We start from the raw sequence: 25,942 nt of genomic DNA, 5'->3' as shown, positions 1-25,942 counted from the left end.
GATGCTTTAAAATTTATTCCGGGGTAAAGTTTTCAGGCTTTACCCTGTCATATTTAATGTTTATTCCTACTGCTTTCTACTAAACTTTACACAACATGGATAAATAAATATTGGTGGCTATTTATGGAATCTAGCCACGGTTAAGTTTCAACTATTTATCAGTTTAAGGTTTATTCGCTAAAATAATATGCTCTGTTTTTAGTTATCTTTGTGTATGAATTATTTAGAACTTCCGCCTCAACCCCATCCGTTAGTTTCTTATTTGCGCGTGGGTAAACTTTTGTATTGGTCTTTGGTGTTGTTTTTATTGGAATCCTGGTTCTACTGGGTTCAATTTGAGGGCTCTTTAGAACAATCTTCACTCTTTTGGGTGGCTTTTTGGTTTAGTTGTTTTCTTTTTTCCTTTGTGCACATATTCCTCGTGATAATGGACGGTTGGTCCAGGTTTCAAAATTATAAAAGAGCAAAAGATCTTTTTTTTATTCATGGATTCAATTCCAGGATACCCGAAATGTACCTGGGTTCAAAATGCCAGCGGAACGCTGCTATAGTGGCTGCAGAAGAGTTGGGTTATACAGATGAAATAATGGACTATTTTCACGGCAGGGGAATAAGATGGTATCATTATATACCCTATTTTATGCTTCATGATCCATTATTTCTATTTCGAAATTACTTTTGGGAAAGGACTTTTCTTGAAAAGGTATATGAATCTAAATTTGACTACAGGAGACTACATCTGGAGCGCGCAATATGATACTTGAAGCCAGGAATATTAATAAATCCTATGGTTCCCTTGAAGTTCTGAAAAATGTAACTATAGAATGTCACAAAGGCAAAATCTATGGGCTTATCGGGGCTAATGGTGCCGGAAAGACTACTTTATTTCGCATTCTATTAGGACTAATTAAACAAGACACCGGCACCATAGAAATAGATTCTGAAGGAATTAAACCTATTGGAGGTATTGTAGAGAAACCGGCTCTATATGGATATCTTTCTGCATACGGCAACTTAAAGGTTTTTGCCCAGATTCAAAGATTAAAGCTTACAAAAGAATTGTTTTACCAATCCATGAATCAGGTTGGGCTTTCACCAGAACGATCGGATGCAGTAAAAAATTATTCCCTGGGGATGAAGCAGCGCCTTGGTTTGGCCATTGCTTTATTAAATAACCCGGACTGTATTGTATTAGATGAACCTTTTTCAGGTTTAGATCCCATGGGAATTTCTGCACTTCATGAACTGATTAAAAAGCTTAGCAGAGAAAATCAAATAACAATAATTATCTCGTCTCACATAGTTCATGAATTAGCAGATCTGTGTGATAACCTTTATGTTCTGAATGACGGAGAAATTATTAAATCGGGATCAGCCAATAGTTTGCTCAAGGAAAATGTTACTACCTATAAAATTGTCGGAAAGAATTTGGAAATATCTGAAGTATTGAAAAGTACGGAAGTCGTTTATTTAAAGAACGCGGTTTTTGTTTCACTAAAAAATTCGAATATTTCTGAGGTTCTTCAAAAAATGATAGAAGAGGGCGTCGAAGTCACGTCATGCATTCCACAAACAGATTTTAAAGCCTTATTCGGCAGGGAACGAGTATGATATCATTAATCCGTTCAGAGATTTATAAAATTAGCAAGCAAAGTAAAACACTCTATGCGCTTGCTGCTATTCTCATAATTGAGGGATTTGTTATTATGAGTGCCTATTATCAAGGGGCAGGTATCATAGACCTCTTATTGGATAATCTCAAAGACTCTTTTGAGTTCAGGGGAAATCTGTTAAATGGGAACTTGATTATTTACCTGATTTTGAATTCGTTATGGTTTCATGTCCCATTAATACTTATGATTATTATTTCAGGGTTTTTAACTTCAGAATATAAGGACAAGACCATAGAGACAGTGATGCTTCAACCGGTTAACAAGTTAGATTTTATACTGAGTAAATATATAGTTTCTATAGTATTTACACTTTTAATTGTTCTGATCCTGGCGGTTAGCACCTTTTTCATTTCCTATTGGATTTTTGGATATGGGGATTTGGTCGTGTATTTAGATGGATTAAATTTTTTCAAATCAGATGATGCATTTTACCGATTAATAAACGCATTTTTATCAGGTTCAATAACTATGATTTTCTTTTCGGTGGTAAGTTTAACACTTGCTGTTATTTTGAAAGATGCTACAAAAACATGGATTGTAGCTGCTATTTTTTTGATATGCAGTAATCTGTTGTTAAAAATGGACTTTAATAATGATATTGTCAATGAATTATTTTTTTCTAAACTAACTGATAGCTGGCAGTATTTTTTCTATTATGAAATACCGTATTCAACCATTTACTTTAAAAATTTGTTATTGTTGGGTTATTCAATTGTGGTTATGATAATCGGAATACTAATTTTTAAACGAAGAGACATTCAGTAATGAAAAGATTTTATTTTTTGTTGGTTTTACTTGCAAGTCTGAACTCTATTAATAGTCAGGAGATTGATAGTGATCTGATAATAATAAAGCAGCGTATGGATTCGATTAAGTCATATGAAGCGCAAATAAAGCTTGATGTAGATATAAGTTTTATAAATATGCCATCAAAATATGGGAAAGTTAAATATAGACAAGGTGAATCTACCAAGGTTACTTCCCAGGATTTTATTATGCTTCCGAAACGGGGATTGGATCTTACCTTAAATGAACTCTTTCAGCATCCATTTATTACTGTTGACAGGGGAGAAGACACGCATAAAGGCGTTAATTGCAAGGTTATCAACCTAATTCCCACCTCTTCAAAATCTGACTTCTCCATAGCCACAATTTTTATGGATACCAAAGCAAAAAGAATAGTAAAATCTGAAATAAGCACAAAAATGGAAGGAGTATTTACTACCTCTCTGGATTATAATAATATTGTTGATGTTCTTCCAACTGCTATTGAGGTTGAATTTGCTGTTAATAGTATAAAAATACCTCTGCGTTTTCTGGGGAAAGAAACTGAAGTTGATCGTAAAGCTATTAAAGAGGAAGGATCCAAATCTGGCAAGATCTTTTTAACGCTATCGGAAGTTCAAATTGCAAGATGAATTCCCGGAACATGATTAAACAATCCCCTGCTAAAGAATTAATTTACTTATAAGACCTAAACCTAAACTTGAGAATTATTTTTGTGCTCCGCTTTATTTTAATAGCGCAATAATTTGATTTGCCAGTTCCAGACCAATCCTATCCTGAGCCTCAGCTGTGGCGGCACCAATATGGGGAGTAAGCGAAATTTTAGAATGCATGAGAATTTTAATTTCAGGAGAAGGTTCAGATTCAAAAGTGTCTAAGCCCGCAAATGCAACCTTGCCACTCTCCAATGCTTCAATGAGAGCAACTTCATCAATAACTCCGCCTCTGGCCGCGTTTACTATACCAACCCCGTTTTGCATAATTTCAAATTCCTTTTTACCTATAATATATTCTTTTTGTGCCGGTACATGAACCGTAATAAAATTTGAATTTTTCAATACTTCTTCCTTAGTCTTATTTTCAAAATTAAAACTAACGGATTGTCCATCAAAGAAAGGTACTTTAATAGTTGCGGAATCTATGAATGGGTCGTGGAATATAACATTCATGCCAATTCCTATTGCAATTTTTGCAGTAGCCTGTCCTATTCGTCCAAACCCAATTACTCCGAGAGTTTTACCACGCAACTCAATGCCTTTGGCATAGGATTTTTTTAATTTTTTAAAATTACTGTCTCCTTCGAGAGGCATATTTCTATTGGCATCATACAGGAACCGAACCCCGCCAAACAAGTGAGCAAAAACTAATTCGGCTACAGATTCTGATGAAGCGGCCGGCGTATTAATTACATGTAAGCCTTTTTCCTTAGCATAGGCTACGTCAATATTATCCATACCCACACCACCTCTGCCAATGAGCTTTAAAGAAGGGCAATTATCTATTATATCCTTACGAACCTGAGTAGCACTTCTAACCAGGAGACCAACAATATTATTTGAATTGATATAGTTTATCAACTGCTCCTGAGCAACTGTGGTTGTAATTACCTCAAATCCGGCTGCTTCCAAGGCTGAAATTCCATTTTGTGATATCCCGTCGTTAGCAAGTATTTTCATCCTCTGATGTTCTTAGTTATACTTTAAATTGTTTGATTATTATATCAAGTATTTATCCTCTTCTTTCCAGGTCGCTCATTACATCAACTAAGACTCCCACGCTTTCCAGTGGAAGTGCATTGTACATTGATGCGCGATAGCCCCCTACAGATCTATGGCCATTTAATCCATTAATCCCTGCTTCTTTCCACATTTCATCAAAGGTATCTTTAAGAGATTCGTCTGTTAACGTAAATGTTGCATTCATATTGGAACGATCTTCTTTTTTCGCAAACCCATTAAACAAAGGATTAAGGTCAATCTCAGAGTAAATGAGACCGGCCTTTTTTTCATTGATTTCTTCAATCGCCGCTATTCCGCCCATATCTTTCAACCATTGTAGTGTAAGCATTGATACGTAAACGGCAAAAACAGATGGAGTATTAAACATACTGTCCTTACTCAAATGAACCTGATAATCTAACATAGAAGGAATTTTTCTGGAAACGTGCCCTAAAATTTCATCCTTTACGATCACTAAAGTTGTGCCCGCAGGGCCCATATTCTTTTGCGCTCCGGCATAGATGACATCAAATTTCGAAAAATCCATTTGTCTTGAGAAAATATCGGAACTCATATCACAGATTAAGGGAACCTTTGTATTTGGAAATTCTTTTATCTGTGTTCCAAAAATAGTATTGTTAGAAGTGAGATGCAGGTAATCCAGATCATTAGGAACCACATAACCCTTTGGGATATAGTTAAAATTTTTGTCTTTTGAAGAAGCAACTTCTGATACATCACCTAACATCTTTGCTTCCTTTATTGCTTTTGAACTCCAGGTTCCGGTATTTACATATCCCGCTTTGTTCTCCAAAAAATTATAAGCTACCATAAGAAACTCTAGACTTGCACCGCCTTGTAAGTACAAAGACTTATATCCTTTACCTTCCAGTCCCAAAAGTTCAAGGGCTAAAGACCTTGCTTTTTCCATAATGGCAACAAATTCTTTGCTACGATGCGATATTTCAATCAATGAAAGGCCAATACCATCCAATTCAACTACTGCCTCTGATGCCTTTTGCATTACTTCTTTTGGTAATATACATGGGCCTGCACTAAAGTTATGTTTTTTCATCTTTAACCTATTTTTTAGAGGTCCTAAAGGTCATAAATAATAACGAAAAACTAATGAGGATTATAGATTATTTTCCATTAGGTTTTTAACAGGAATTCCACAGTGTCAATACCGTCTGCATAATCCCATAGATCCGGTTTTTGGGTTTTACCAAAGGGGATTGAATTTTCAATTATATCATTTCCAACAATACACTGAATCTGATCTCTATCCTCTGCAAGTTTTATTTTCAATTCTTCAATAGTTGAGTATCTCTTATAGAATGCTGTACCAATAGGGGAGGCATATCCCATATCTTCTTTTAGTAGGAAAAAACCATTATCCAGAAACTGGAATTCACTCATCAGATAGACAGCTTTATTATAATCATAATTATTTGCATATTTATTCTGGTCCATTAAATTTTGATATGTGCTTATACTATCATAAAAATTATCAAAACTGTAGTCCTGAGGTACAAATAATTTAGAGACATTACGGCAACCTAATCCGTAATAACGAAATATATCTTCTCCGAGCCCATTAAGTTGTTCTTTAGTTTCCTCTCCTGTAAGTATGGCAATGGAATTTCTATTTTTTCTAATGATATTGGGTTTATTGCCAAAGTAATGAGCGAAATAGCGAGCCGTATTATTACTTCCTGTCGCAATGACAACATCAAATTTTTTTAACCTGCCCTCACTAAAGGCTATTTCATTGGCCAGTTCGGGTTCAATATGTATTAAATAATTAGCAATAAAGGGCAAGAGAATATTATCGCTCGATGAACATTTTGCGAGAACACTGTTTCCACTTAAAAGGGCGGCAACAAAATCATGGAAACCCACAAGAGGAATATTTCCTGCCATTATTACCGCTACTGTTTTGTGTTTATTAGTCGTAAGTGAATAATTTTTTAACCATGAATTAAGGGTTTTTTCCGTAAGCTGCTCCGCCCATGCATTTATAGCAAACATTACTTGCTGTTTAGTAAACCAACCATTTTTATGACCTGCTAGATTGATAGCATTATCAAATCTTATTTGCCATTCATTGCTTTCATCTGCGGAACCTGAATTGGCCAAAGAAGTTTTGGTAAAATTCCTAAGAAATTCGCCAAGTTTAACAAAAGCATTAAGTCGTTGATCTAGTGTGGCCATTATATATTTGTGCAATAGTGTTCTAGGATTTACCTTTGCGCAAAAATATGCATGCCGGAACATTGTAGCAACAATAAAGGCAAGTATATTGCATATTAAAAGAAAAAGAAAATTATGGCTATTATTATTACAGACGAGTGCATTAATTGTGGCGCTTGCGAACCCGAATGTCCAAATACCGCAATATATGAAGGTGCAGATGAATGGCGTTATAAAGATGGAACCTCTCTGAAGGGAGAGGTAGTATTGCCGGATGGAAATGTGGTAAACGCAGATGAGGTACAGGAGCCAATTAGTGATGAAATATACTACATTGCCCCGGATAAATGTACTGAATGCATGGGGTTTCATGAAGAACCTCAATGTGCTGCAGTATGTCCGGTAGATTGCTGTGTGCCGGATGAAGATAGAGTAGAAACGGAGGATGAACTATTGGCCAAGCAAAGATTAATGCATCCCGAATAACGAGGCTATTTTAGTTATTCTCGATCATTTTCGCTGCTAATTCTTTAATCAGTTTTGCGCAGACCATTCCTGTTATGTCATTTATATCTCTTGTTGGATTGTATTCCACAATATCGGCACCAAATATGGGAACATTTATTGCCTGTATGATATTTAGAAGTTCACGGGTACTTAAACCACCAGGTTCGTGATGGGAAACACCCGGGGCATAAGCAGGATCTAATACATCCATATCCAGAGATATATATACCGGATTTTTTAATTCTAAAGACGTTGCTTTATGAATATGTCTCATTTCTATGGTTTCAACATCATATTTTTTTGATTGTTCACGCTGATGCATTGAAAGTGTCCTTATGCCAATTTGAATTAGTCTGTTGATCAATTTTTCTTCCATGATTCTTGCAAACGGACAAGCGTGAGAAAATTTATCTCCTTCAAATATGTCATACAGGTCGGCATGAGCATCGATATGTATCACATCTACTCGTCCATGTATCCTATTAAAAGCTTTTATAACCGGGTAAGTAATTGAATGATCCCCTCCTAAAGTCAATAAGTGCTCACTATTCTTTAAATTTTTAAAAGTTAAATTTTCGATATCGAAATAGGTGTCTATTTCAAAGTCTCCTTTGTCATCAAAAATTTCAGGCGCTATTTCCCGGCCGTTTTCAGCAAAGTAATTGGCAGATGGACTCATAAACAAACTTCTAATTTTGGGAGGTGCCAGGGCAGGACCTTTTAAATAAGACGACTTCTCATCGTATAAAATTCCCTGAAGGATAATTTTCTTCATAATGGCAGTTTAAATGATTCTAAATATACAGGTAAAAACTATATTTGCACCCAAATTATGGCAAGCTGGTTTTAGCTGCCAGATGTTTCTAAGATAGAATAGATGAAAGCAGGTATTGTAGGACTCCCCAATGTTGGCAAGTCAACTCTTTTTAATTGTTTATCCAATGCAAAGGCACAAAGTGCCAATTTCCCATTTTGCACGATTGAACCAAATATAGGTGTGGTCAATGTTCCCGATCCAAGGTTGGAAAAATTGCAGGAACTTGTAAATCCTGAAAGGGTTATTCCCGCAACGGTGGAAATTGTGGATATTGCCGGACTAGTAAAAGGTGCAAGCAAGGGAGAAGGATTAGGGAATCAATTTTTAGGAAACATAAGAGAAACTGATGCAATTTTACACGTGTTGCGATGTTTTGATAATGATAATGTAGTTCATGTAGATGGCTCTATAGACCCTATCAGGGATAAAGAGACCATAGATATGGAATTGCAGCTAAAAGACCTGGAGACGGTTGAGAAGAAGTTAGACAAAGTAAACAGGGCGGCCAGAACAGGGAATAAAGAGGCTCAAAAAGAAGTTGCTGTGCTTCAAATTGTAAAAGAGGGTTTAGAGGCCGGAACATCTGTGCGTGCTATAGAATTTGATGGAGATGACAGAAAAGATTATGTGCAACCTTTGCAGTTTATTACAGACAAACCGGTTCTTTATATCTGCAACGTAGACGAAGCATCTGCAGTTTCCGGAAATTCTTATGTAGAACAGGTGAAAGATGCAGTTGCCAATGAAAAATCAGAGGTGCTTGTCCTGGCTGTAGGTACTGAAGCCGATATAACTGAACTGGATACTTACGAAGAACGACAAATGTTTTTGGAAGATTTAGGTTTAACTGAAGCGGGCTCAGCCAAAATGATAAGGGCTGCTTATTCACTATTGGATCTTCAAACATATTTTACGGCAGGAGTTAAAGAAGTGAGGGCGTGGACCATCAAAATAGGCTCCACGGCACCACAGGCAGCTGGGGTTATCCATACCGATTTTGAAAAAGGATTTATTCGTGCTGAGGTTATTTCCTATGACGACTATATTTCCTACGGAAGTGAAGCAAAAGTCAAAGAAGCTGGAAAAATGCGTGTGGAAGGAAAGGATTATATCGTAAAGGACGGGGACGTAATGCATTTTAGGTTTAATGTTTAATTGCCCAACTAACTGATTTTATCATTTATGCCCGTTCAATAAAGCCGCTATCAACAATGAGGGACGTTTTATTGTTAATTACTTTCTATTACGCCCATTTTGATTTCTGCCCTGAAATTTTATATTAGCATTAGTAATCCCCAAATATTATGGCAGAACTACAATATACCGAAGAAAACATAAGATCTCTAGACTGGAAGGAGCATATCCGTCTTCGTCCCGGTATGTATATTGGAAAACTCGGTGATGGCTCTTCTGCGGATGATGGTATCTATATCTTATTAAAAGAAACTATTGATAACTGCATTGATGAGTTTGTCATGGGCGCAGGCAAAACGATTGAAATTTCCATACAAGGCGAGAAAGTTACTGTCAGGGATTATGGCCGTGGGATACCACTAGGCAAAGTTGTTGACGTTGTTTCTAGAATGAATACCGGTGGCAAATACGATACACGTGCTTTCAAAAAATCTGTTGGCCTTAATGGAGTAGGAACAAAAGCCGTTAATGCATTATCTACCTATTTTAAAGTAGAATCTAATCGGGATGGCAGATCTAAATCTGCTGAATTTGAAACCGGCGAATTAGTCAATGAAGAGCTTTTAGAGGAGACTTCCAGACGAAGAGGAACCAAAGTTACATTTATTCCGGATGAGACAATATTTAAAAAATACAAATACAGAAATGAGTATGTAGAGCGCATGCTCAGAAACTATACATATCTGAACCCGGGACTAACCATTGTTTTTAATGGGGAGAAATTCATTTCACAGAATGGACTAAAGGATTTATTGGAAGATAATAATGCCAAAGAGGACTTATTATATCCTATAATTCACTTAAAAGGGCATGATATTGAAGTAGCTATTACGCATAGTAGAACCCAATATAGTGAGGAATACCATTCTTTTGTTAATGGACAACACACTACTCAGGGAGGTACGCATCAGTCAGCATTCAGAGAAGCTATCGTAAAAACAATAAGAGACTATTACGGAAAGAATTATGACGCTTCTGACATTAGGAAATCAATTATTTCCGCCATATCCATAAAGGTTATGGAGCCCGTTTTTGAAAGTCAGACAAAAACCAAGTTAGGCTCAACAGATATGGGAGGGGGTCTCCCAACGGTAAGAACATACATCAATGATTTTATTGGAAAGCAACTTGATAATTATCTTCACAAGAATTCCGAAGCGGCAGAGCAAATACAAAGGAAGATTGTTCAGGCCGAGAAAGAACGCAAGGAACTTTCAGGGATTAGAAAGCTAGCTCGGGCAAGAGCTAAAAAAGCAAGTTTGCACAATAAGAAGTTGCGCGATTGCAGATTGCACCTGGGAGATATGAAAAGTGAAAGACGCTTAGAATCTACCTTATTTATTACTGAAGGTGATTCAGCTTCTGGTTCTATAACTAAATCAAGAGATGTAAATACACAGGCGGTATTTAGTCTTCGAGGGAAACCACTGAATTCCTACGGAATGTCTAAAAAGATAGTCTATGAAAATGAAGAATTCAATTTACTTCAGGCTGCTCTCAATATAGAGGAATCCCTTGAGGATTTGCGTTACAATAATATTGTAATCGCTACCGATGCGGATGTGGACGGAATGCACATTAGATTATTGCTAATTACTTTTTTTCTTCAGTTCTTCCCTGAATTAATAAAAGAGAATCACCTATATGTTTTGCAAACCCCCTTATTTAGGGTAAGAAATAAAAAAGAAACTTATTATTGCTATAGTCAGGACGAAAAGAATGAAGCAATTGCAAAGTTGAAAGGAAAACCAGAAATCACACGCTTTAAAGGACTGGGTGAAATTTCACCTGATGAATTTAAACACTTTATAGGAGACGATATACGCTTAGAGCCGATTATGCTCGATAAAGCATTATCTATTGAAGAACTTTTAAAGTTTTATATGGGAAAAAATACCCCTGACCGTCAGGAATTTATTATTGAAAACCTTAAAGTAGAAGTGGATTTAATAAAAGATAACCAGTTATAAATTAGAATAATACTTTTCTTTCTTTATGGAGGATAATGGTGAAGTAAATGAAGTGCATGAAGAAGACCACGGCAATGACCAGGAGGCACTTACCCGGGTTACGGGTATGTATAAGGATTGGTTTTTAGATTATGCTTCTTATGTAATTTTAGAAAGGGCAGTACCGGCTATTGAAGACGGTTTCAAACCCGTGCAACGGAGAATTATGCATGCGCTCAAAGAGCTGGATGATGGCAGGTATAATAAAGTTGCCAATGTAGTTGGACATACCATGCAATATCATCCTCATGGCGATGCCAGCATAGCGGATGCTATGGTACAGATAGGCCAGAAGGATCTTCTTATTGATACTCAGGGAAACTGGGGCAACATTTTAACAGGAGATAGCGCGGCTGCATCCCGCTATATTGAAGCCAGACTATCCAAATTTGCACTGGACGTAGTTTTTAGTCCAAAAATTACGGAATGGCAGTCATCCTATGACGGCAGAAAGAAAGAGCCGGTTAACCTTCCTGTTAAATTTCCCTTATTATTGGCCCAGGGTGCTGAGGGTATTGCGGTAGGTTTATCTACCAAGATCCTCCCTCATAATTTCAATGAGATTATTGACGGATCTATTAAGCATTTGAAAGGCCAACGGTTTAAGCTGTTTCCCGATTTCCCTACTTCAGGAATTATTGATGTTACTAACTATAACGATGGATTGAGAGGAGGCAAAGTCAGGGTGAGGGCTAAGATTTCTCAGATGGACAAGAATACCTTGGTTATTAGTGAAATACCTTATGGCACGAATACCTCTTCATTAATAGATTCTATCCTCAAAGCAAATGACAAAGGCAAGATAAAAATAAAGAAGATTGAAGATAATACTGCAGCACAGGTAGAGATACTTATTCATTTACCCAGCGGTATTTCGCCAGATAAAACTATAGATGCCCTTTATGCTTTTACCTCCTGTGAATCTTCAATTTCTCCTTTAGGTTGCATTATAGAGGATAACAAACCATTATTTATTGGAGTTACCGAAATGCTTCGGCGTTCTACAGATAATACTGTGGAGATGCTTAAAGCCGAATTAGAGATACAGTTATCAGAACTTCAGGAACAATGGCATTTTGCTTCACTGGAACGAATATTTATTGAGAACAGGATCTATAGGGATATAGAAGAGGAGGAAACATGGGAAGGAGTCATAAGTGCTATAGATAATGGGCTTAAACCCCATATAAAACATCTAAAAAGGGATGTGACAGAAGAGGATATTGCAAGGCTTACGGAGATCAGGATTAAAAGAATATCCAAATTTGATTTAGATAAAGCGCAGCAATATATTGATAGTCTGGAAGATAAAATTGCCCAAACAAAAAACAACCTCACTAATTTGATAGATTTTGCAATTTCATATTTTAAGGAATTGAAAAGTAAATATGGTAAAGGCAGAGAACGCAAATCTGAAATTAGAATTTTTGATGATATTATAGCTACGAAAGTGGTTATCAGGAATACTAAGCTTTATGTAAACAGGGAGGAAGGTTTTATAGGAACTTCTCTAAAACGGGACGAGTATGTGACAGACTGCAGTGATATAGATGATATCATTGTATTTACCAAAAGTGGTCATATGATGATTACTAAAGTTGATTCTAAGACATTTATTGGAAAAAACATAATTCATGTAGCAGTCTTTAAGAAAAAAGACCAGCGAATGACCTATAATATGATCTATAAGGACGGAAGAGGAGGGTCTAGCTATGTCAAACGCTTTAATGTTACGTCAATTACCAGAGATAAGGTTTACGATCTTACAGCCGGTAAAAATAACTCTGATGTTAGCTATTTTTCTGCAAATCCCAATGGGGAAGCAGAAATAGTTACCATTTTTCTAAGACAAGTCGGTAACATAAAAAAATTGAAGTGGGATTTGGATTTTGCCGATGTGACCATAAAGGGGCGTGGATCAAAAGGAAATATTGTCACCAAATATTCAGTTAAAAAAATAGAGCTCAAGGAAAAAGGACTTTCAACCCTTAAACCCCGTAAATTGTGGTTTGATGATACAGTGCAGCGACTTAATGTGGATAACAGGGGAGAGCTCATGGGTGAGTTTACCAGTGAAGATCGTCTGCTTATAATTAATCAAAAAGGAATACTAAAAGTCGTTATTCCGGAGCTGACTATGCGTTTTGATGATGATATTATTGTGTTAGAAAAATGGATTCCAAATAAACCTATATCGGTAATTTACTGGGAAGGTAGCAAGGAATTATTTTACCTAAAACGATTTCTTGTCGAAAACTCGGATAAAGAAGACAAAATAATCACCGACCATCCAAAATCTTATCTCGAAAAAGTATTTACGGATTATCGACCCATGGCGGAATTAGTATTTCCTAAAAAACGGGGCATGGACCGCAAAGAAAACCAGGTGATTAATATTGAGGAGTTTATAAGCATAAAGGGTAGTTCTGCAATGGGAAATCAGCTAACCAAAGATAAGGTACTGGAGATAAACGCATTGGAACCCTTACCTTATGAGGTGCCGGAAGTTCCGGAAACTTTGGATATTGAGGTTGTCGATGAAGAAAATATACTACCTGAGTCAAAAGGATTAAATGTAAAACCTAAAAAAAAGGGTAGCAATAAGGTAAATCCCAAAGACAATCCTAATAAGAATGATGAGGAAGGTCAAACAACGCTTTTTTAGCAAAAAAAGATTATTAATCTTGTATTATCAGAATCAAACTAGTTTTAACTTGTAAATTGGGTTTGTTTTGTCTATACTTACCAAATTTCTTATAAAAAAAGAGAAAACTTCAATATTAGTATGACTTTTACGAATCCCCTGATCTATGGTGTACCCTGTTTCATAGCACTAATTATTCTAGAACTTATTTACAGCAAAACACACGGAGACGATCATCTTTACAATTGGAAGGATTTATTTGCCAGCGGTGCTATGGGAATAGGCGCTGCGCTAATAGGACCAATCTTTAAAGTAATTTTTGCGATAGCACTATTTGAGGTTACCTATGAATTTTTAAATCCTATAAATGATGGTATTCGGACGAATATCCTAGGATATGAATCTTTTGGATATGCCTGGTATGTCTGGTTGCTTTGCATGTTCGCAGACGATTTTACTTACTATTGCTTTCATAGGGCAAACCATGAAATAAGGCTGTTTTGGGCTGCTCATATTGTTCATCATTCTTCTGATAATTTTAATTTAGGAACTGCGGTGCGCAATGGGTGGTTCACAATATTTTATAAACCCTTTTTCTATTTGTGGATGCCCGCAATTGGATTTCCACCTGAAATGGTTCTGATTTGTATTGGTATAGAGATTATGTGGCAGTTTCAATTGCACTCGGTCTATATTCCTAAAATGGGTTTCCTTGAAAAAATATTTAATACACATACCATGCACCAGGTGCATCATTCTCAGGATGTAGAGTATCTGGACAAGAATCATGGCGGAATCCTCAATATTTTTGATAAGATCTTCGGGACCTGGAAAGAATTAAACGACGGCAAATCAATTAAATATGGTGTAATTCATCCGCCTAACTCCTACAATCCAATGGTGATCCTAACCCATGAGTATAAGGATATATGGAAAGATGTAAAGAAATCTAAAAAAATATCCCATGCCTTTATGTATGTATTCGGTCCTCCTGGTTGGAGCCACGACGGCAGTACACTGACTGTTAAGCAGCAGCAAAAGTTAATGGAAAAAGAAAAGTTATTAAACCCTTCAGAGGGGGTAGTAATCCAAAAAAAGGCAATTTAGTATTTAATGCTATCCCGGTTTTAAGTATCCTCGTCAGGAACACCCCCGGTTTCAATTTGTTTACGCATCTTCATATTTAAGAACTCTACTAGTAAGGAGAAAGCTATCGCGAAATATAAATATCCTTTAGGAATAGCCCCAATCTCCTGATTGAAGATTCTTGCATGACTCAGATGTGCAGCTTCAACTATAAGCATAAATCCTATAAGAATTAAAAAGGAAAGGGCCAGTATTTGCATTGAAGGATGATTATTAATAAAAATCCGGATCGAATTAGCAAACACCATCATGATTATTATGGAAATAACAACTGCTATAACCATTAGCACAAGGGCATCCATAGGCTTCTCACCAATACCGTTGGTCATACCTACAGCCGTTAATATTGAATCTATAGAAAATATAAAATCAATGATAACTATTTGCACAATTGCTCTGGTGAGACTGGTAATATTCTTGGATTTTAGTACCTCTTCGTCATGTTCCGGCATCTCTACCTTTTCATGAATTTCTGAAGTACTTTTATATAATAGAAAAATACCTCCAAAAAATAATATTAACGCCTGGCCACTTATCCCTATAGAGATCCAGGAGTTATTGATATAATAAAACGGGATCTTTAAGCCAATAAGAAAAGAGACAGCAAATAATAGTATAATACGCTGCACCATGGCCAGCACTAAACCAAAATTAGTTGCTTTGCGTTGATCTTTCTGAGGTAATTTATTTGCAGCAATAGATATAAACACAATATTGTCTATGCCTAATACTATCTCTAAAAATGTCAGGGTTAGCAGAGCTACCCAGGCATCCGCACTAGTTAAAATTTCAAACATAGTTACTTTATTTTTATGGCTGTTCCCACAGATTTATTTGTTTTCCCCACAATCCCGTACTCAAAAGTATAAGAGCTATCTGTTGTTGATCTTATTTTCATATGAATTGATTTCTCTTCCGCCATATTTCTTGGATTTAATTTCTTCACTATATATTCACAGTCATTTATCCACCTTAAGGATGAGGTGTCGCTTTTACCTTCATAATAATCGATTTCAATATTTTCATAGCGAACAAATGTGGTAGTCTTTTCTTCATCATTTATTACTGAAGTAAACGTAAAAGTACCATATTTAAAAGCCTGGCAGTCTCTTTTGGGTTGGTAACATGAGCTCATGATAATTAAAAAGAAAACAAAGACTAAGGGCCATTTCATATATTGCAAAATAACAAAATAGAATGGAAATCTAAGGCGGGTTTTATATGAATTTACGAAGTACAGCTGCTATTGCCCTAAATTTTTATTAAATGATTCAAAGCTACCGTCCTCATAGAAAATAATTATTTTTTTAATTGATTTGGATTTGGAAGAAGATTCTGAAGATAATTCAGGTTCAGCAGGGTGGTGAGGAGCTCTTTCTTTTTGAACTGCCGGAAATGAACCTTTTCCATTAAGCAGCCAATAAAGATTTACCTCCGGAAACGACTTAACAACTTTTAGGACGAATTCCAGGCTGGGTTTGTTTCTGCCGGTAAGTAAATGGGAAATAGTAGATCTCTGAACCGCTATCTTATCTGCAAAAGCAGATGCAGAAAGTCCGTAATAATTCATTACTTTCTCCAAGCGCCGTACAAATTCTTCTGTGTTTACCATTGTACAATATTTAATTTAATTAATCGTATACTTCTCGTAATATGAACCATTAAAACACCTTAAAATATTATATAAACAATTTATTTAAAGCTATATAAAATACTGAAATAGAATAGATTAAATAATATTATAAAAGTTTAGCCCTAAATTGTTTACAAAGGTATTCAAATCACGAAATTTCTCTACCAATGTTGTTTACAAATGTAACTAATTTAATCACATTTGTAATTGATTTTGCCTTTACATTTGCAATTCAATTTAACTCTATTGTGAACTTTTCTACTTTAAATTATGAGGATATAAAAGAGCCTTCTGTTCATGGAAGATATATTAGTCGTTCGCAATTGGATTCTTTTATTAATAGTAATTCAATTAAGAAGAAAATATCCCCAATAGGTAAATCCGTAGAAAGCAGACCTATTCATAAGGTAGCATTAGGTAATGGTAAGACTAAAATCTTAATTTGGTCCCAGATGCACGGAAATGAAACAACAACCACAAAGGCTGTCCTGGACTTAATTAACTACTTGAATAAAAATAGTGATCTAACCAGTAAAATATTATCATCGGTAACAATAACTATAGTTCCCGTCTTAAATCCTGACGGTGCAGTTGCTTACACCCGGGTGAATGCGAATAATATTGATTTAAACAGGGACGCATTGGAGTTAAGTCAACCAGAAAGTAAAGCCCTAAGTGATTTATACAATGAAATAAAGCCTGATTATTGTTTTAATCTGCATGATCAGCGTACAATTTATAATGTGGGCAGTTATGAGAAACAGGCAACTTTGTCGTTTTTAGCTCCTGCACACGATATTGACCGTAAGATTTCAGCCAGCAGAGAAGAAAGTATGAAAATTATTGTCGCCATGCACAAAGCGCTGTCAACTCTACTACCGAATCAGATTGGCAGATATGATGATGCCTATAATCCTAATTGCGTGGGAGATACATTTCAACTTCTGGGAACACCTACCATATTATTTGAAGCAGGTCATTACCCTGGAGATTACGAAAGAGAGAAAACGCGGGAATTTATATTTTATGCCTTAATAAAGGCATTATCAGTAATAGCCCGGAATAAAATTCAGGAATACAACCTGGATGATTATTTTAATATCCCTGAAAATAGCAAGCAGTATTTTGATTTATTGATTAAAAATGCACATCTTATAAATAGTAAATATGATGAAAATGTAGGTATACTTTATAAAGAGGTTTTGCATGGGGAATCTATAATTTTCGATCCATATATTGAGGCTACAGGTAGTTTAAAGGATTATTTTGGACATAAAATTCTTGATTGTTCAATTCCAAATGACCTCGACTACCTAAAATCGGATAAAAAATTATCTCAACTCCTTTTTTAAATTATATCACGAAAAAACGGTAATTTTTTGCATATAACTCAAAAATACGTAGTATTTATTACATTTAAATTCTTAAATTTATCGCCAAGTAAAAATTACTCTAACTATGGGCAAGATAAAATTAGACGAAATAGACCATCAAATTCTGGATATGTTAATTGATAATACCAGAACACCTTTTACAGATATTGCCAAAAAATTATTGATATCTGCGGGAACGGTTCATGTTAGAGTAAAAAAAATGGAAGAAGCCGGGATTATTCGAGGATCGTCACTTACTCTGGATTATGTGAAACTGGGTTACGCTTTCATAGCCTATGTAGGCATCTTTCTGGAAAAAACACATCAAACCAAGTTTGTATTGGAAAGATTGAATCAAATTCCAAATGTTACTGTGGCTCATATTACAACTGGTAAATTCAATATCTTCTGTAAAATAAGGGCAAAGGATACCAACCATGCAAAAAATATCATTTTTAAGATAGATGATATTGAGGGAATAAGCCGAACAGAGACCATGATCTCTCTGGAAGAGAGCATTAATGACAAAAAACGTTTGATGCATACCATTTTTAATGAATTATAAATGGATAAATGAAATTAAACTAGACTTCTTAATTTCTTGTCACATCGGTTAACTCAATTGATATTATTGGTATTTTGAATAACCTCCCGGTACTATAAAAAATTACAGTGAAAACCTTTAGTTTCTTTATTAACGAATATGAAAAGTTCCGAACTCCAGAAAGAAGATTTTAATCCCTATTATGCACCTTATTTAGCTGCTTTGGGTGATGTAAAATTAGTTGAAACCTTGAAAAAACAATTGGAGAATTTTCCCTCATTTATTTCGAGTATTCCTGAATACAAATTAAATTATAGCTATGGTGAAGGTAAATGGACAATAGCACAGGTTTTGGTCCATATATTAGATACTGAGCGTGTTTTTCAATATAGGGCTCTTCGTTTTGCAAGAAGTGACAAAACCCCTTTACCCGGTTTTGATCAGGATATGTTTGTATCGGATTCGAATGCAGAAAATTGGAGTAGGGAAGAGGTGATAGATAATTACAGGATCATACGTAAATCTACCATTGCTCTGTTTGAAAAATTTTCCGAAAAAGATTTGAAAAAAGTTGGAGTTGCGAGTGATTCACCTATGAGTGTTGCTGCTTTAGGTTTCATTTGTTGTGGACACCAAAAACACCATAGAAATATATTAAGGGAGCGTTACCTTAAAGACTAATCCAAACCTTTTTAGTCCTCATTTTCATCTTCAAGATTTAGTTCTAAAGTAGGCCCTTCAATAGACTCATCTTTTATAGCTTCAATCCCTTCAGCCATATTTTCATCAAAATTAGTTATGAAATGAGAAAGACTTTTACTTATTTTAATAAGGTAAAGGGTGTCTTCGGTTTGCAATTCTACTGCTTCAATAAATTCACCGTTAATATTTCTAAAAGAAATAATATCCTCATCTCCATATCCGTCAGGATAGGTTTCAATGAGAAGGTTGGTTACCTGGCGATTTAACTTTTTGTAATCTATAAGTACACGTTTCATATACAAGTATTTGAGCACAACTATTACAGTTGATTTAATCCTATACCTAAACTATACTTTTTTTTCCTTCAGTATTTCAAAGAGTTGTAAAACTACAAATTTAGTATATGTAGCTGCTATTCTTTGTAGTATGAAAAGGCCTGACTTAAAGTATCATCAGGAACTCTATTGTCAATCTGGGCTTCACCAATCCTTTTTAACAGAACGAAGAAGATACTACCATGCGAATTCTTCTTGTCGTATTTTAGAAGATCTATAATAGCGCGGATGTCGCTATCGTTAAAATTGACTTTTTTAAAATGTTTGCTGATCGTCATTTTAATATCTTCCAATTGATTAATTCCCAAACCAGTTTGTTGATGGGACAAGTATGCTTCCAATATCATACCAATGGCAATAGCCTCCCCATGAAGTAAGGATTCTCGTTCCTCATGCTCTAAAAAATGGGATTCAATTGCATGACCAAGTGTATGGCCAAAATTTAATATTTTTCTAAGACTTTTCTCCCTTGGATCCTGCCTTACTATTTCGTTTTTAATAAGTATTGACTCGTAAATATGATCTTCCAGCTGGTCTACAGACTTAACTTGTTTAAGAACTCTCCAGAACGGTTCACTTGTGATGAGCCCGTGCTTCAACATTTCCGCAAAGCCACTGTTCAATTGTCTTTTATCCAGCGTATTTAAAAACTTAGGAATAATAAGGACCATTTTAGGCTGGTTTATTACACCAATCTGATTTTTCAGCTTTCCCATATCAACCCCCGTCTTTCCTCCAACAGAGGCGTCTACCATAGCCAAAAGGCTGGTCGGGATGTTGATAAAATCTATTCCTCTTCTATACGTTGATGCAACAAAACCACCCAAATCTGTAATAACACCACCTCCAAGATTTATCAACAAACTCTGTCTGTCTGCCCCCTTATTTGACAGCTCTTCCCAAACTTTAATACAACAAGTAATACTTTTATTGATTTCACCAGATTCTATCTCTATAGTCTCAAAATTATAGTTCCCGCCAAGACTGGCCAAAAATTTAGGAAGACAGTGCTCACGGGTATTTTCATCCACGAGTATAAAAAGACTGGAATAATTTGTGATTTTTAAATGCGATTCCAAAGCTTCATATCCCAAATATTTAAAATGGATTTGTGTAGAAAAAGAAATAATTGATTCCATTGGATAGTTTGTTTTATTTCAGGTGATAATTTTTGATGAATACCTTATTAAAATCAAAACACAAAATAAAGGCTATTTTTAATAAATGAATATAAATTCTGTTATTATCTTTGAATTGATAACTAATTGGTAACAATGAACAGAATTTTTGAAGATACCTCAACAGCATTTTCTCTTAAATCCGATTCTGAATTAGAACGAGCTTATTTCCTTTTTAAGATGATAGCCAATGAACCACTCGTTAAAATTGGTACTGCAATGACCAATTTTGCTCTGAAAGCAAAGTTACCTGTTGACGGCCTTATCAGGGCAACCGTTTTCGATCATTTTTGCGGCGGTGTGAGTGAAGAAGATTGTATGCCTGTAGTTGACAAAATGTGGAGTAAAGGCGTTAGTTCTGTCCTGGATTATTCTGTAGAGGGTAAAGATACCGAAGACCCCTTGGATGATGCTCTGGAGAAAACCTTGAAGATCCTGAATTTTGTAAAGGAATTAGATGCTATTCCTTTCGCAGTTTTTAAACCTACCGGTTATGGCAGAGTCGCGCTATTCCAAAAAATTGGTGAAGGCAAACCCCTGTCAAAGAAAGAAAAACAAGAATGGGACAGAGTGAAGGTCCGTTTTGAAACTACATGCAAAAAAGCATATGACCTCGATGTTTCACTCTTAATAGATGCGGAAGAAAGTTGGATGCAGGATGCGGCAGATGACTTAGTAGAGGAAATGATGCGAAAATATAATAAAGAAAAAGCTATTGTTTTTAACACGCTTCAGCTTTACCGTTGGGATCGTTTGGACTATCTCAAGGAACTTCATTCTAAAGCCAAAAAAGAGGGGTTTAAAATAGGAATTAAGACAGTACGCGGGGCGTATATGGAAAAGGAAAATGAAAGAGCTATAGAATATAATTATCCTACCCCTATATGTGCTACTAAATCTGAAAGTGATTTAAATTATGATGAAACGGTAGCCTATATAGTGGAACACCTGGATAGTATATCCCTTTTTTCTGGCACACACAACGAATTGAGTTCTTATAAACTAATGGAATTGATGGAAGATAAAGGGATTCCTCATGATGATAAGCGTGTTTGGTTTGGCCAACTATATGGTATGAGCGATCATATATCTTATAATTTGGCAGATAAGGGTTTTAATGTGGCAAAGTATTTACCCTTTGGACCTGTACGCGATGTAATGCCCTATTTAATAAGACGAGCAGAGGAGAATACTTCTGTTGCAGGACAGACAAACCGGGAATTGGAACTTATAAAAAAAGAGCGGCGCCGAAGAAAACTATAGGAAGATAATTAGTTTGAATAATCAAAAGGAAATAATAGAGCCGTGAATAAGATGCTTTTGCACATATCTGCGTTCTGGCTTCTATCATATTTCCCGAAATAGCTATTGTTTTACATTTATCAATACGGCCTCGCAACTAGACAAGTCAGAATTAAGTATAATATTCTCTGAGTTAGAACCATCTTTTATTTCTAGAGAGACTGTGTTGGGAGGAAAATTACCCAAATTATGGGCATAGAGAAATAGATCGTTTGATTTATTTATATTCAGTTTTACATCGAAACTTCTTTTCTTATAGGTTAATACGTGCTTGGAAACAATTTGCTCACCGTTAAGATAAATGGATACAATATCTCCATCTTCTCTACCATGGTCATACAGACTTATTGTAATTATCTCGTTATCTACTAAAAGTTCTTTTTGATACGAAATTTTTCTTCCTTCAAAAATAGTTCTATTAGGTGTCTTAACTTTCTCTCTAACTAACGTTTCGTTTGGTCCTTCCTCAACGGCAGTAGTTGTCTCAATAGGCTCTTGCTCCTCCACGACAGGTTTCTCAACTACTTCAGCAGGTTCCGGAACTGGCTCAACAAGTACTTCAGCCACTTCAACAGGAGCGTCTACAACTACATTTGGGGTTTCTTGAACCTCAGCAGGAGTCTCGGCTATGGGCTCTTCAGGAATTTTATCCTCCTTTTTAATAGTAAAATACGGAGTAGCATACTTCGCGATATGGTATTTATTAATCGGGAAAAGTTCAATCCCCATAATTTTATATTTATCTCCGGGAGGAAGGCCTTTTCTGAGCTTTACATCTTTTGCAAACTGATTGTTTTCAAAAACACCAAGTACTTGCACTACCACGTCGTCCCTCGTTAAAAAGAACTTTATGTTTTTGCTTTCATCCAAATTGGATGTGGTCCATTTTATTTCCACAGGACCGGGAGCAATCCAAACTGTTCCACTTGTTGGATAAGTGATTTCAATGGATGAACGCCATTGTATTCTTTCGTTTATTCTTTGTTTATTTAACTTATAAACCGAATTTTTAAAATTATTATAAGGAACATATGCAGTTAGGCCAATATTTGCTTCTTGCAATAAATGATAAAATTCTTCCAGTTCAGCAAGGACATTTATTAAAGGGATTTTACTGGGATAGGTCCTCTTTATAAAATTTATTTTGGAAATTACTTTTTTCGCATTCTTTTTATCGGCCGACGGATTATAGTTCTCTACACTGGCCTCGGTTAAATTTTTAGCAAAATTAAGCTTGCTATATCCAAATCTATTCTCTAAAAACTTGATGGCTTCTTCGTTGCTGAGAGAATTGGTTTCTTTGAATTTTTTTGCTATTTCGTATGCCATTAGATATTCTTTCAGGCTTTGTTCCTGACTTGCTTTGGCTACTTCAGCACTTACTATGTCCGGTGAGTTCACGGCCTGATCCAAAATTTTAAGAAACAGATCTTTATTTAGTAGTTCCTGCGTATTGGCGAAGCCACCTTGATAATAATCAAATACCAGGCTCGGTGATTCCAGTAAAAGATAATTCTTATCGGATGTATTGGTTAATTCACCAGTTCCATAAATTTCCAAAATCCGCTGCTTGGCCTTCTCATTCCATGAATCGGTACCCTCATTAATAATTTTCTTAGTCAATTCAATGGGGTCATCTATCCGTGAATCAATTAATGGAGTCTGATTATGCGCATGGTTTGGTTGACTAAATAGAAACCAGAGAAAAAGAATAATTATTTTTTTCATTAAGATTTTTTATGACGGCAATGTAATATCAATTTTGGCCCTTCTAGACTATACCTGATTTTATATAACAGAATAAAAAAAAGATATAATTTAAATTTGACCAGCTAGGCTATTTATTAATAGTCACTAATCCTACATAATAACTCCAAAAAGCCCCAATTTATTATACCTCTGAACTTATATACGTAATTTTTTCTTATTTAGTTTTAAGTATTGATAATTTGAAATATTTCAAAATTTATATTATGTAAGAATAAGGCTACAAATTGAATTTTAGATTCAGAAAGCTCAATTTCAATAATTCAGGAGACAACTAATTGATTTTCAATATTAAACTACTTTTTAAAATTAAATAGTCTGCATAAAAGGGTGAATTTTAATAATCAGAATAGTCCGTGGGATAAAGGAAGTAGAACTATTTATTAATCAAGTAGTTGCAATTTTTCTATTACCGTTGTACTGTCGCAGCTTTTTACGGTCAAAGCCATCAGTTGTTCTTTTACAGTTCCTTCTATCAGATATGTCTTACAGTTTATATTTTTAGTATCACTCTTTTTGAAATTAACATCACCATCATTCAAAAAGTAATCAATCGTAAGTGAGTCCAGTGTTTGATCATATAACATCTGATCTATCTGTTTAGAATAAGTGAACGGTTTGGAGCGCAGTTCTTTTAACACTCTGCAATTAGGAAAGTAGCAAAAGCTAACACCCGTCTCATCAGACTTTTTTTTAAGAAAAAAGAAAAGGAAAACAAGTCCGATGGATAATCCTATAAGGTAAAATCCTAATCTTTTCAGAAATGCCATTAACTAAAAAATAAGAAAGTTGATATCACTGTGCTTCAGATCGAACCATTCACCTACAGATTTATTGGTAAGTATGCCATGATACATATATAATCCGTTTCGAAGTCCTCTGTCAAATCTCAGGGAATTTTCCAGGCCTCCGTCTTCCCCGATCTTTAGTAAATAAGGGGTAAAAATATTACTGATTGATACGGAAGCAGTCCGGGGGTATCTTGCAGGAATGTTGGGCACACCATAATGAAAGACTCCAAATTTTTCACGAGTGGGTTTATCATGGGTAGTAAGCTCACTAGTTTCAAAACAACCTCCCATATCTATACTAACATCAATGATCACAGATCCTTTTTTCATTTGTTCTACCATAGTACTTGAAACCACAATAGGAGATCTGTCGCTGCCACGTACGGCGCCTATGGCAACATCGCAGCGTTTTAGGCTCTTTAAGAGATTCTTGGGTTGTAGCGTAGAGGTATAAATAGTCTGCTTAAGATTCGTTTGAATGTTTCTTAATTTGGTCAGGGAGTTATCGAAAACCTTAACATTGGCTCCAAGCCCCAGAGCCGATCGGGCGGCGAACTCTCCAACGGTTCCTGCTCCCACAATTACCACTTCTACAGGGGGTACACCACTGATATTACCAAACATAAGCCCGTTTCCCTGGTTAGTTGCAGCCATAATTTCTGAAGCAATTAGTACAGAAGCGATACCCGCAATCTCACTTAAGGAACGGACAGCAGGATACTTGCCGTCCTCATCGCGAATATATTCAAACGCTATTGCGGTGATTCTTTTTTTGGCCAGTTCCTCAAAATATTCCTTAGACCTTGTTTTTATTTGTAATGCGGAAGTAATAGTTGCCTGTGGATTCATTAATTGAATTTCCGACAGGGTAGGAGGTTCTACTTTCAAAAGAAGCGGACAAGAAAACACTTTCTTTGTATCGCGCGTTATGCTTGCGCCGGCTTCTGTATATTCCACATCAGTATAACTTGCGCTTTCGCCGGCACCTGCCTCCATTAAAACCCTGTGACCATTGGATGTTAAGGCATTTACGGCATCTGGAGTAAGACAAATACGTTTTTCCTGATATTGGTTTTCATTCGGGATCCCAATAAAGAGTTCTCCTTTCTGTTTTAAAATTTCAAGCGTTTCTTCCTGTGGAAGTAGTTGTTGTTTACTAAATGGAGAGGAAGGTTGATTCATAAACAGTAATTGGAAACCGTAAATTAATGGTCAATCTCAAAATTACAATTTTTTTTTCATGAAGTAGGTTTTTAAAATGGAGCGCAAAAAAAATCCTGCACTCTTATGCAGGATTTTCATTTTATTTTTTAACTAAAGAGATATGTTAAACAAACTCTTTAAGGAATGTTGTATCTGCTTAAATAGCTGCTGTAAAGATTGATTAGGGGTTTTTTGAGACAGATCTTCTTCTAGTTTGTCTTCATTTTGAGGCAATACTCCAAGTTTTGCGTTAGCCTGTCGTTCTTTGTCTTTGTAGTATTGCAACTCTGCATCCATGGCATCCAGATCAATACCGTGTACATATTTGTCATAAAGTTTTATCCTAATAAAGTATACAAAGGGGATTACAACCATACAAACAGGTAATATCCAGAAAATATTTTCTACATCTACATATTCATCATCC

General features: G+C 35.6%; 25 protein-coding genes and 1 pseudogene. 13 read left to right on the top strand and 13 right to left on the bottom strand.

Going from position 1 to position 25,942, the window contains the following annotated elements; translation table 11 throughout:
* Window positions 1-214 precede the first annotated feature (214 nt).
* Genes Q0X89_RS04415 through Q0X89_RS04400 form a run of 4 tightly spaced genes read left to right on the top strand, consistent with a single transcriptional unit; the run spans window position 215 to window position 3,091 of the window.
* Entirely contained in the window at window positions 215-757 is a 543-nt protein-coding gene (locus Q0X89_RS04415; RefSeq protein WP_297691527.1) for a hypothetical protein, read from the top strand.
* Window positions 754-1,611: an ABC transporter ATP-binding protein gene (locus tag Q0X89_RS04410; protein ID WP_297691525.1), complete on the top strand. Its 858-nt coding sequence runs from the start codon at window positions 754-756 to the stop codon at window positions 1,609-1,611. Before Q0X89_RS04415 ends, Q0X89_RS04410 begins: the two co-directional genes overlap by 4 nt.
* Complete coding sequence (locus tag Q0X89_RS04405) at window positions 1,608-2,438, top strand: ABC transporter permease (protein WP_297691523.1); 831 nt, start codon at window positions 1,608-1,610, stop codon at window positions 2,436-2,438. Before Q0X89_RS04410 ends, Q0X89_RS04405 begins: the two co-directional genes overlap by 4 nt.
* Window positions 2,438-3,091 (top strand): hypothetical protein, encoded by a 654-nt coding sequence (locus Q0X89_RS04400; protein ID WP_297691521.1) that lies wholly within the window; start codon window positions 2,438-2,440, stop codon window positions 3,089-3,091. Before Q0X89_RS04405 ends, Q0X89_RS04400 begins: the two co-directional genes overlap by 1 nt.
* 93 nt (window positions 3,092-3,184) lie before the next feature.
* Here the strand turns inward: Q0X89_RS04400 and Q0X89_RS04395 are convergent, their stop codons facing one another.
* The 3 genes from Q0X89_RS04395 to Q0X89_RS04385 form a co-directional block, all read right to left on the bottom strand.
* The gene (locus Q0X89_RS04395) at window positions 3,185-4,135 is read right to left on the bottom strand and encodes a D-2-hydroxyacid dehydrogenase (protein WP_297691519.1); all 951 of its coding nucleotides are present in this window, start codon (window positions 4,133-4,135) and stop codon (window positions 3,185-3,187) included.
* A 52-nt stretch (window positions 4,136-4,187) separates the two neighbouring features.
* The gene (gene serC, locus Q0X89_RS04390) at window positions 4,188-5,252 is read right to left on the bottom strand and encodes a 3-phosphoserine/phosphohydroxythreonine transaminase (RefSeq protein ID WP_297691517.1); all 1,065 of its coding nucleotides are present in this window, start codon (window positions 5,250-5,252) and stop codon (window positions 4,188-4,190) included.
* Between the two features lie 77 nt (window positions 5,253-5,329).
* Complete coding sequence (locus Q0X89_RS04385; protein ID WP_297691515.1) at window positions 5,330-6,391, bottom strand: acyl-CoA reductase; 1,062 nt, start codon at window positions 6,389-6,391, stop codon at window positions 5,330-5,332.
* Between the two features lie 114 nt (window positions 6,392-6,505).
* Here Q0X89_RS04385 and Q0X89_RS04380 point away from each other — a divergent pair, with 114 nt between their 5' ends.
* Window positions 6,506-6,856: a 4Fe-4S dicluster domain-containing protein gene (locus Q0X89_RS04380; protein ID WP_297691513.1), complete on the top strand. Its 351-nt coding sequence runs from the start codon at window positions 6,506-6,508 to the stop codon at window positions 6,854-6,856.
* 10 nt (window positions 6,857-6,866) lie between these two features.
* Here the strand turns inward: Q0X89_RS04380 and speB are convergent, their stop codons facing one another.
* Window positions 6,867-7,652, bottom strand: coding sequence for an agmatinase (speB, locus tag Q0X89_RS04375; protein WP_297691511.1), 786 nt, complete (start codon window positions 7,650-7,652; stop codon window positions 6,867-6,869).
* Window positions 7,653-7,754: 102 nt separating this feature from the next.
* On the opposite strand from speB, the gene ychF reads away from it, so the two are divergent.
* The 4 genes from ychF (at window position 7,755) to Q0X89_RS04355 (ending at window position 14,648) form a co-directional block, all read left to right on the top strand.
* The gene (ychF, locus tag Q0X89_RS04370) at window positions 7,755-8,849 is read left to right on the top strand and encodes a redox-regulated ATPase YchF (protein WP_297691509.1); all 1,095 of its coding nucleotides are present in this window, start codon (window positions 7,755-7,757) and stop codon (window positions 8,847-8,849) included.
* A 149-nt stretch (window positions 8,850-8,998) separates the two neighbouring features.
* Complete coding sequence (locus Q0X89_RS04365; RefSeq protein ID WP_297691507.1) at window positions 8,999-10,858, top strand: DNA topoisomerase IV subunit B; 1,860 nt, start codon at window positions 8,999-9,001, stop codon at window positions 10,856-10,858.
* A 25-nt stretch (window positions 10,859-10,883) separates the two neighbouring features.
* Window positions 10,884-13,562, top strand: coding sequence for a DNA gyrase/topoisomerase IV subunit A (locus Q0X89_RS04360; RefSeq protein ID WP_297691505.1), 2,679 nt, complete (start codon window positions 10,884-10,886; stop codon window positions 13,560-13,562).
* Window positions 13,563-13,682: 120 nt separating this feature from the next.
* Complete coding sequence (locus Q0X89_RS04355) at window positions 13,683-14,648, top strand: sterol desaturase family protein (RefSeq protein ID WP_297691503.1); 966 nt, start codon at window positions 13,683-13,685, stop codon at window positions 14,646-14,648.
* 20 nt (window positions 14,649-14,668) lie between these two features.
* Here the strand turns inward: Q0X89_RS04355 and Q0X89_RS04350 are convergent, their stop codons facing one another.
* From Q0X89_RS04350 to Q0X89_RS04340, 3 genes are all read right to left on the bottom strand, one after another.
* Window positions 14,669-15,484, bottom strand: coding sequence for a TerC family protein (locus Q0X89_RS04350; RefSeq protein ID WP_297691501.1), 816 nt, complete (start codon window positions 15,482-15,484; stop codon window positions 14,669-14,671).
* A 2-nt stretch (window positions 15,485-15,486) separates the two neighbouring features.
* A complete protein-coding gene (locus tag Q0X89_RS04345) occupies window positions 15,487-15,822 on the bottom strand; it encodes a DNA topoisomerase IV (protein WP_297691499.1) in 336 nt (111 codons plus the stop codon).
* Window positions 15,823-15,930: 108 nt separating this feature from the next.
* Entirely contained in the window at window positions 15,931-16,299 is a 369-nt protein-coding gene (locus Q0X89_RS04340) for a helix-turn-helix transcriptional regulator (protein ID WP_297691497.1), read from the bottom strand.
* A gap of 188 nt (window positions 16,300-16,487) precedes the next feature.
* On the opposite strand from Q0X89_RS04340, the gene Q0X89_RS04335 reads away from it, so the two are divergent.
* From Q0X89_RS04335 to Q0X89_RS04325, 3 genes are all read left to right on the top strand, one after another.
* Window positions 16,488-17,672, top strand: a complete 1,185-nt coding sequence (locus tag Q0X89_RS04335) for a M14 family zinc carboxypeptidase (RefSeq protein WP_297691495.1) — start codon at window positions 16,488-16,490, stop codon at window positions 17,670-17,672.
* A gap of 106 nt (window positions 17,673-17,778) precedes the next feature.
* Complete coding sequence (locus Q0X89_RS04330) at window positions 17,779-18,258, top strand: winged helix-turn-helix transcriptional regulator (RefSeq protein ID WP_297691493.1); 480 nt, start codon at window positions 17,779-17,781, stop codon at window positions 18,256-18,258.
* A 138-nt stretch (window positions 18,259-18,396) separates the two neighbouring features.
* On the top strand, window positions 18,397-18,918 hold the full coding sequence (locus Q0X89_RS04325) for a DinB family protein (RefSeq protein ID WP_297691491.1): 522 nt from the start codon (window positions 18,397-18,399) through the stop codon (window positions 18,916-18,918).
* 11 nt (window positions 18,919-18,929) lie between these two features.
* On the opposite strand, the gene Q0X89_RS04320 is transcribed toward Q0X89_RS04325, so the two are convergent.
* The gene (locus Q0X89_RS04320; RefSeq protein WP_297691489.1) at window positions 18,930-19,235 is read right to left on the bottom strand and encodes a hypothetical protein; all 306 of its coding nucleotides are present in this window, start codon (window positions 19,233-19,235) and stop codon (window positions 18,930-18,932) included.
* A 116-nt stretch (window positions 19,236-19,351) separates the two neighbouring features.
* Window positions 19,352-20,413, bottom strand: coding sequence for a 3-dehydroquinate synthase (aroB, locus tag Q0X89_RS04315; protein ID WP_297691487.1), 1,062 nt, complete (start codon window positions 20,411-20,413; stop codon window positions 19,352-19,354).
* A gap of 135 nt (window positions 20,414-20,548) precedes the next feature.
* Between aroB and Q0X89_RS04310 the strand changes: the two genes are divergently transcribed.
* Window positions 20,549-21,715 (top strand): proline dehydrogenase family protein, encoded by a 1,167-nt coding sequence (locus Q0X89_RS04310; protein ID WP_297691485.1) that lies wholly within the window; start codon window positions 20,549-20,551, stop codon window positions 21,713-21,715.
* Between the two features lie 102 nt (window positions 21,716-21,817).
* Here the strand turns inward: Q0X89_RS04310 and Q0X89_RS04305 are convergent, their stop codons facing one another.
* The 4 genes and pseudogenes from Q0X89_RS04305 to Q0X89_RS04290 form a co-directional block, all read right to left on the bottom strand.
* The gene (locus tag Q0X89_RS04305; protein ID WP_297691483.1) at window positions 21,818-23,482 is read right to left on the bottom strand and encodes a hypothetical protein; all 1,665 of its coding nucleotides are present in this window, start codon (window positions 23,480-23,482) and stop codon (window positions 21,818-21,820) included.
* 422 nt (window positions 23,483-23,904) lie between these two features.
* On the bottom strand, window positions 23,905-24,291 hold the full coding sequence (locus Q0X89_RS04300; RefSeq protein ID WP_297691481.1) for a DUF4258 domain-containing protein: 387 nt from the start codon (window positions 24,289-24,291) through the stop codon (window positions 23,905-23,907).
* Window positions 24,292-24,294: 3 nt separating this feature from the next.
* The gene (locus Q0X89_RS04295; protein WP_297691479.1) at window positions 24,295-25,494 is read right to left on the bottom strand and encodes an alanine dehydrogenase; all 1,200 of its coding nucleotides are present in this window, start codon (window positions 25,492-25,494) and stop codon (window positions 24,295-24,297) included.
* Between the two features lie 132 nt (window positions 25,495-25,626).
* Window positions 25,627-25,942 (bottom strand): annotated as a pseudogene (locus Q0X89_RS04290) (hypothetical protein); the annotation flags it as partial.

It is taken from the genome of uncultured Eudoraea sp. (assembly GCF_947258525.1).
In the GTDB taxonomy this organism is placed as follows: Bacteria; Bacteroidota; Bacteroidia; order Flavobacteriales; family Flavobacteriaceae; genus Eudoraea.
This window is presented reverse-complemented; position numbering and strand designations above follow the sequence as displayed.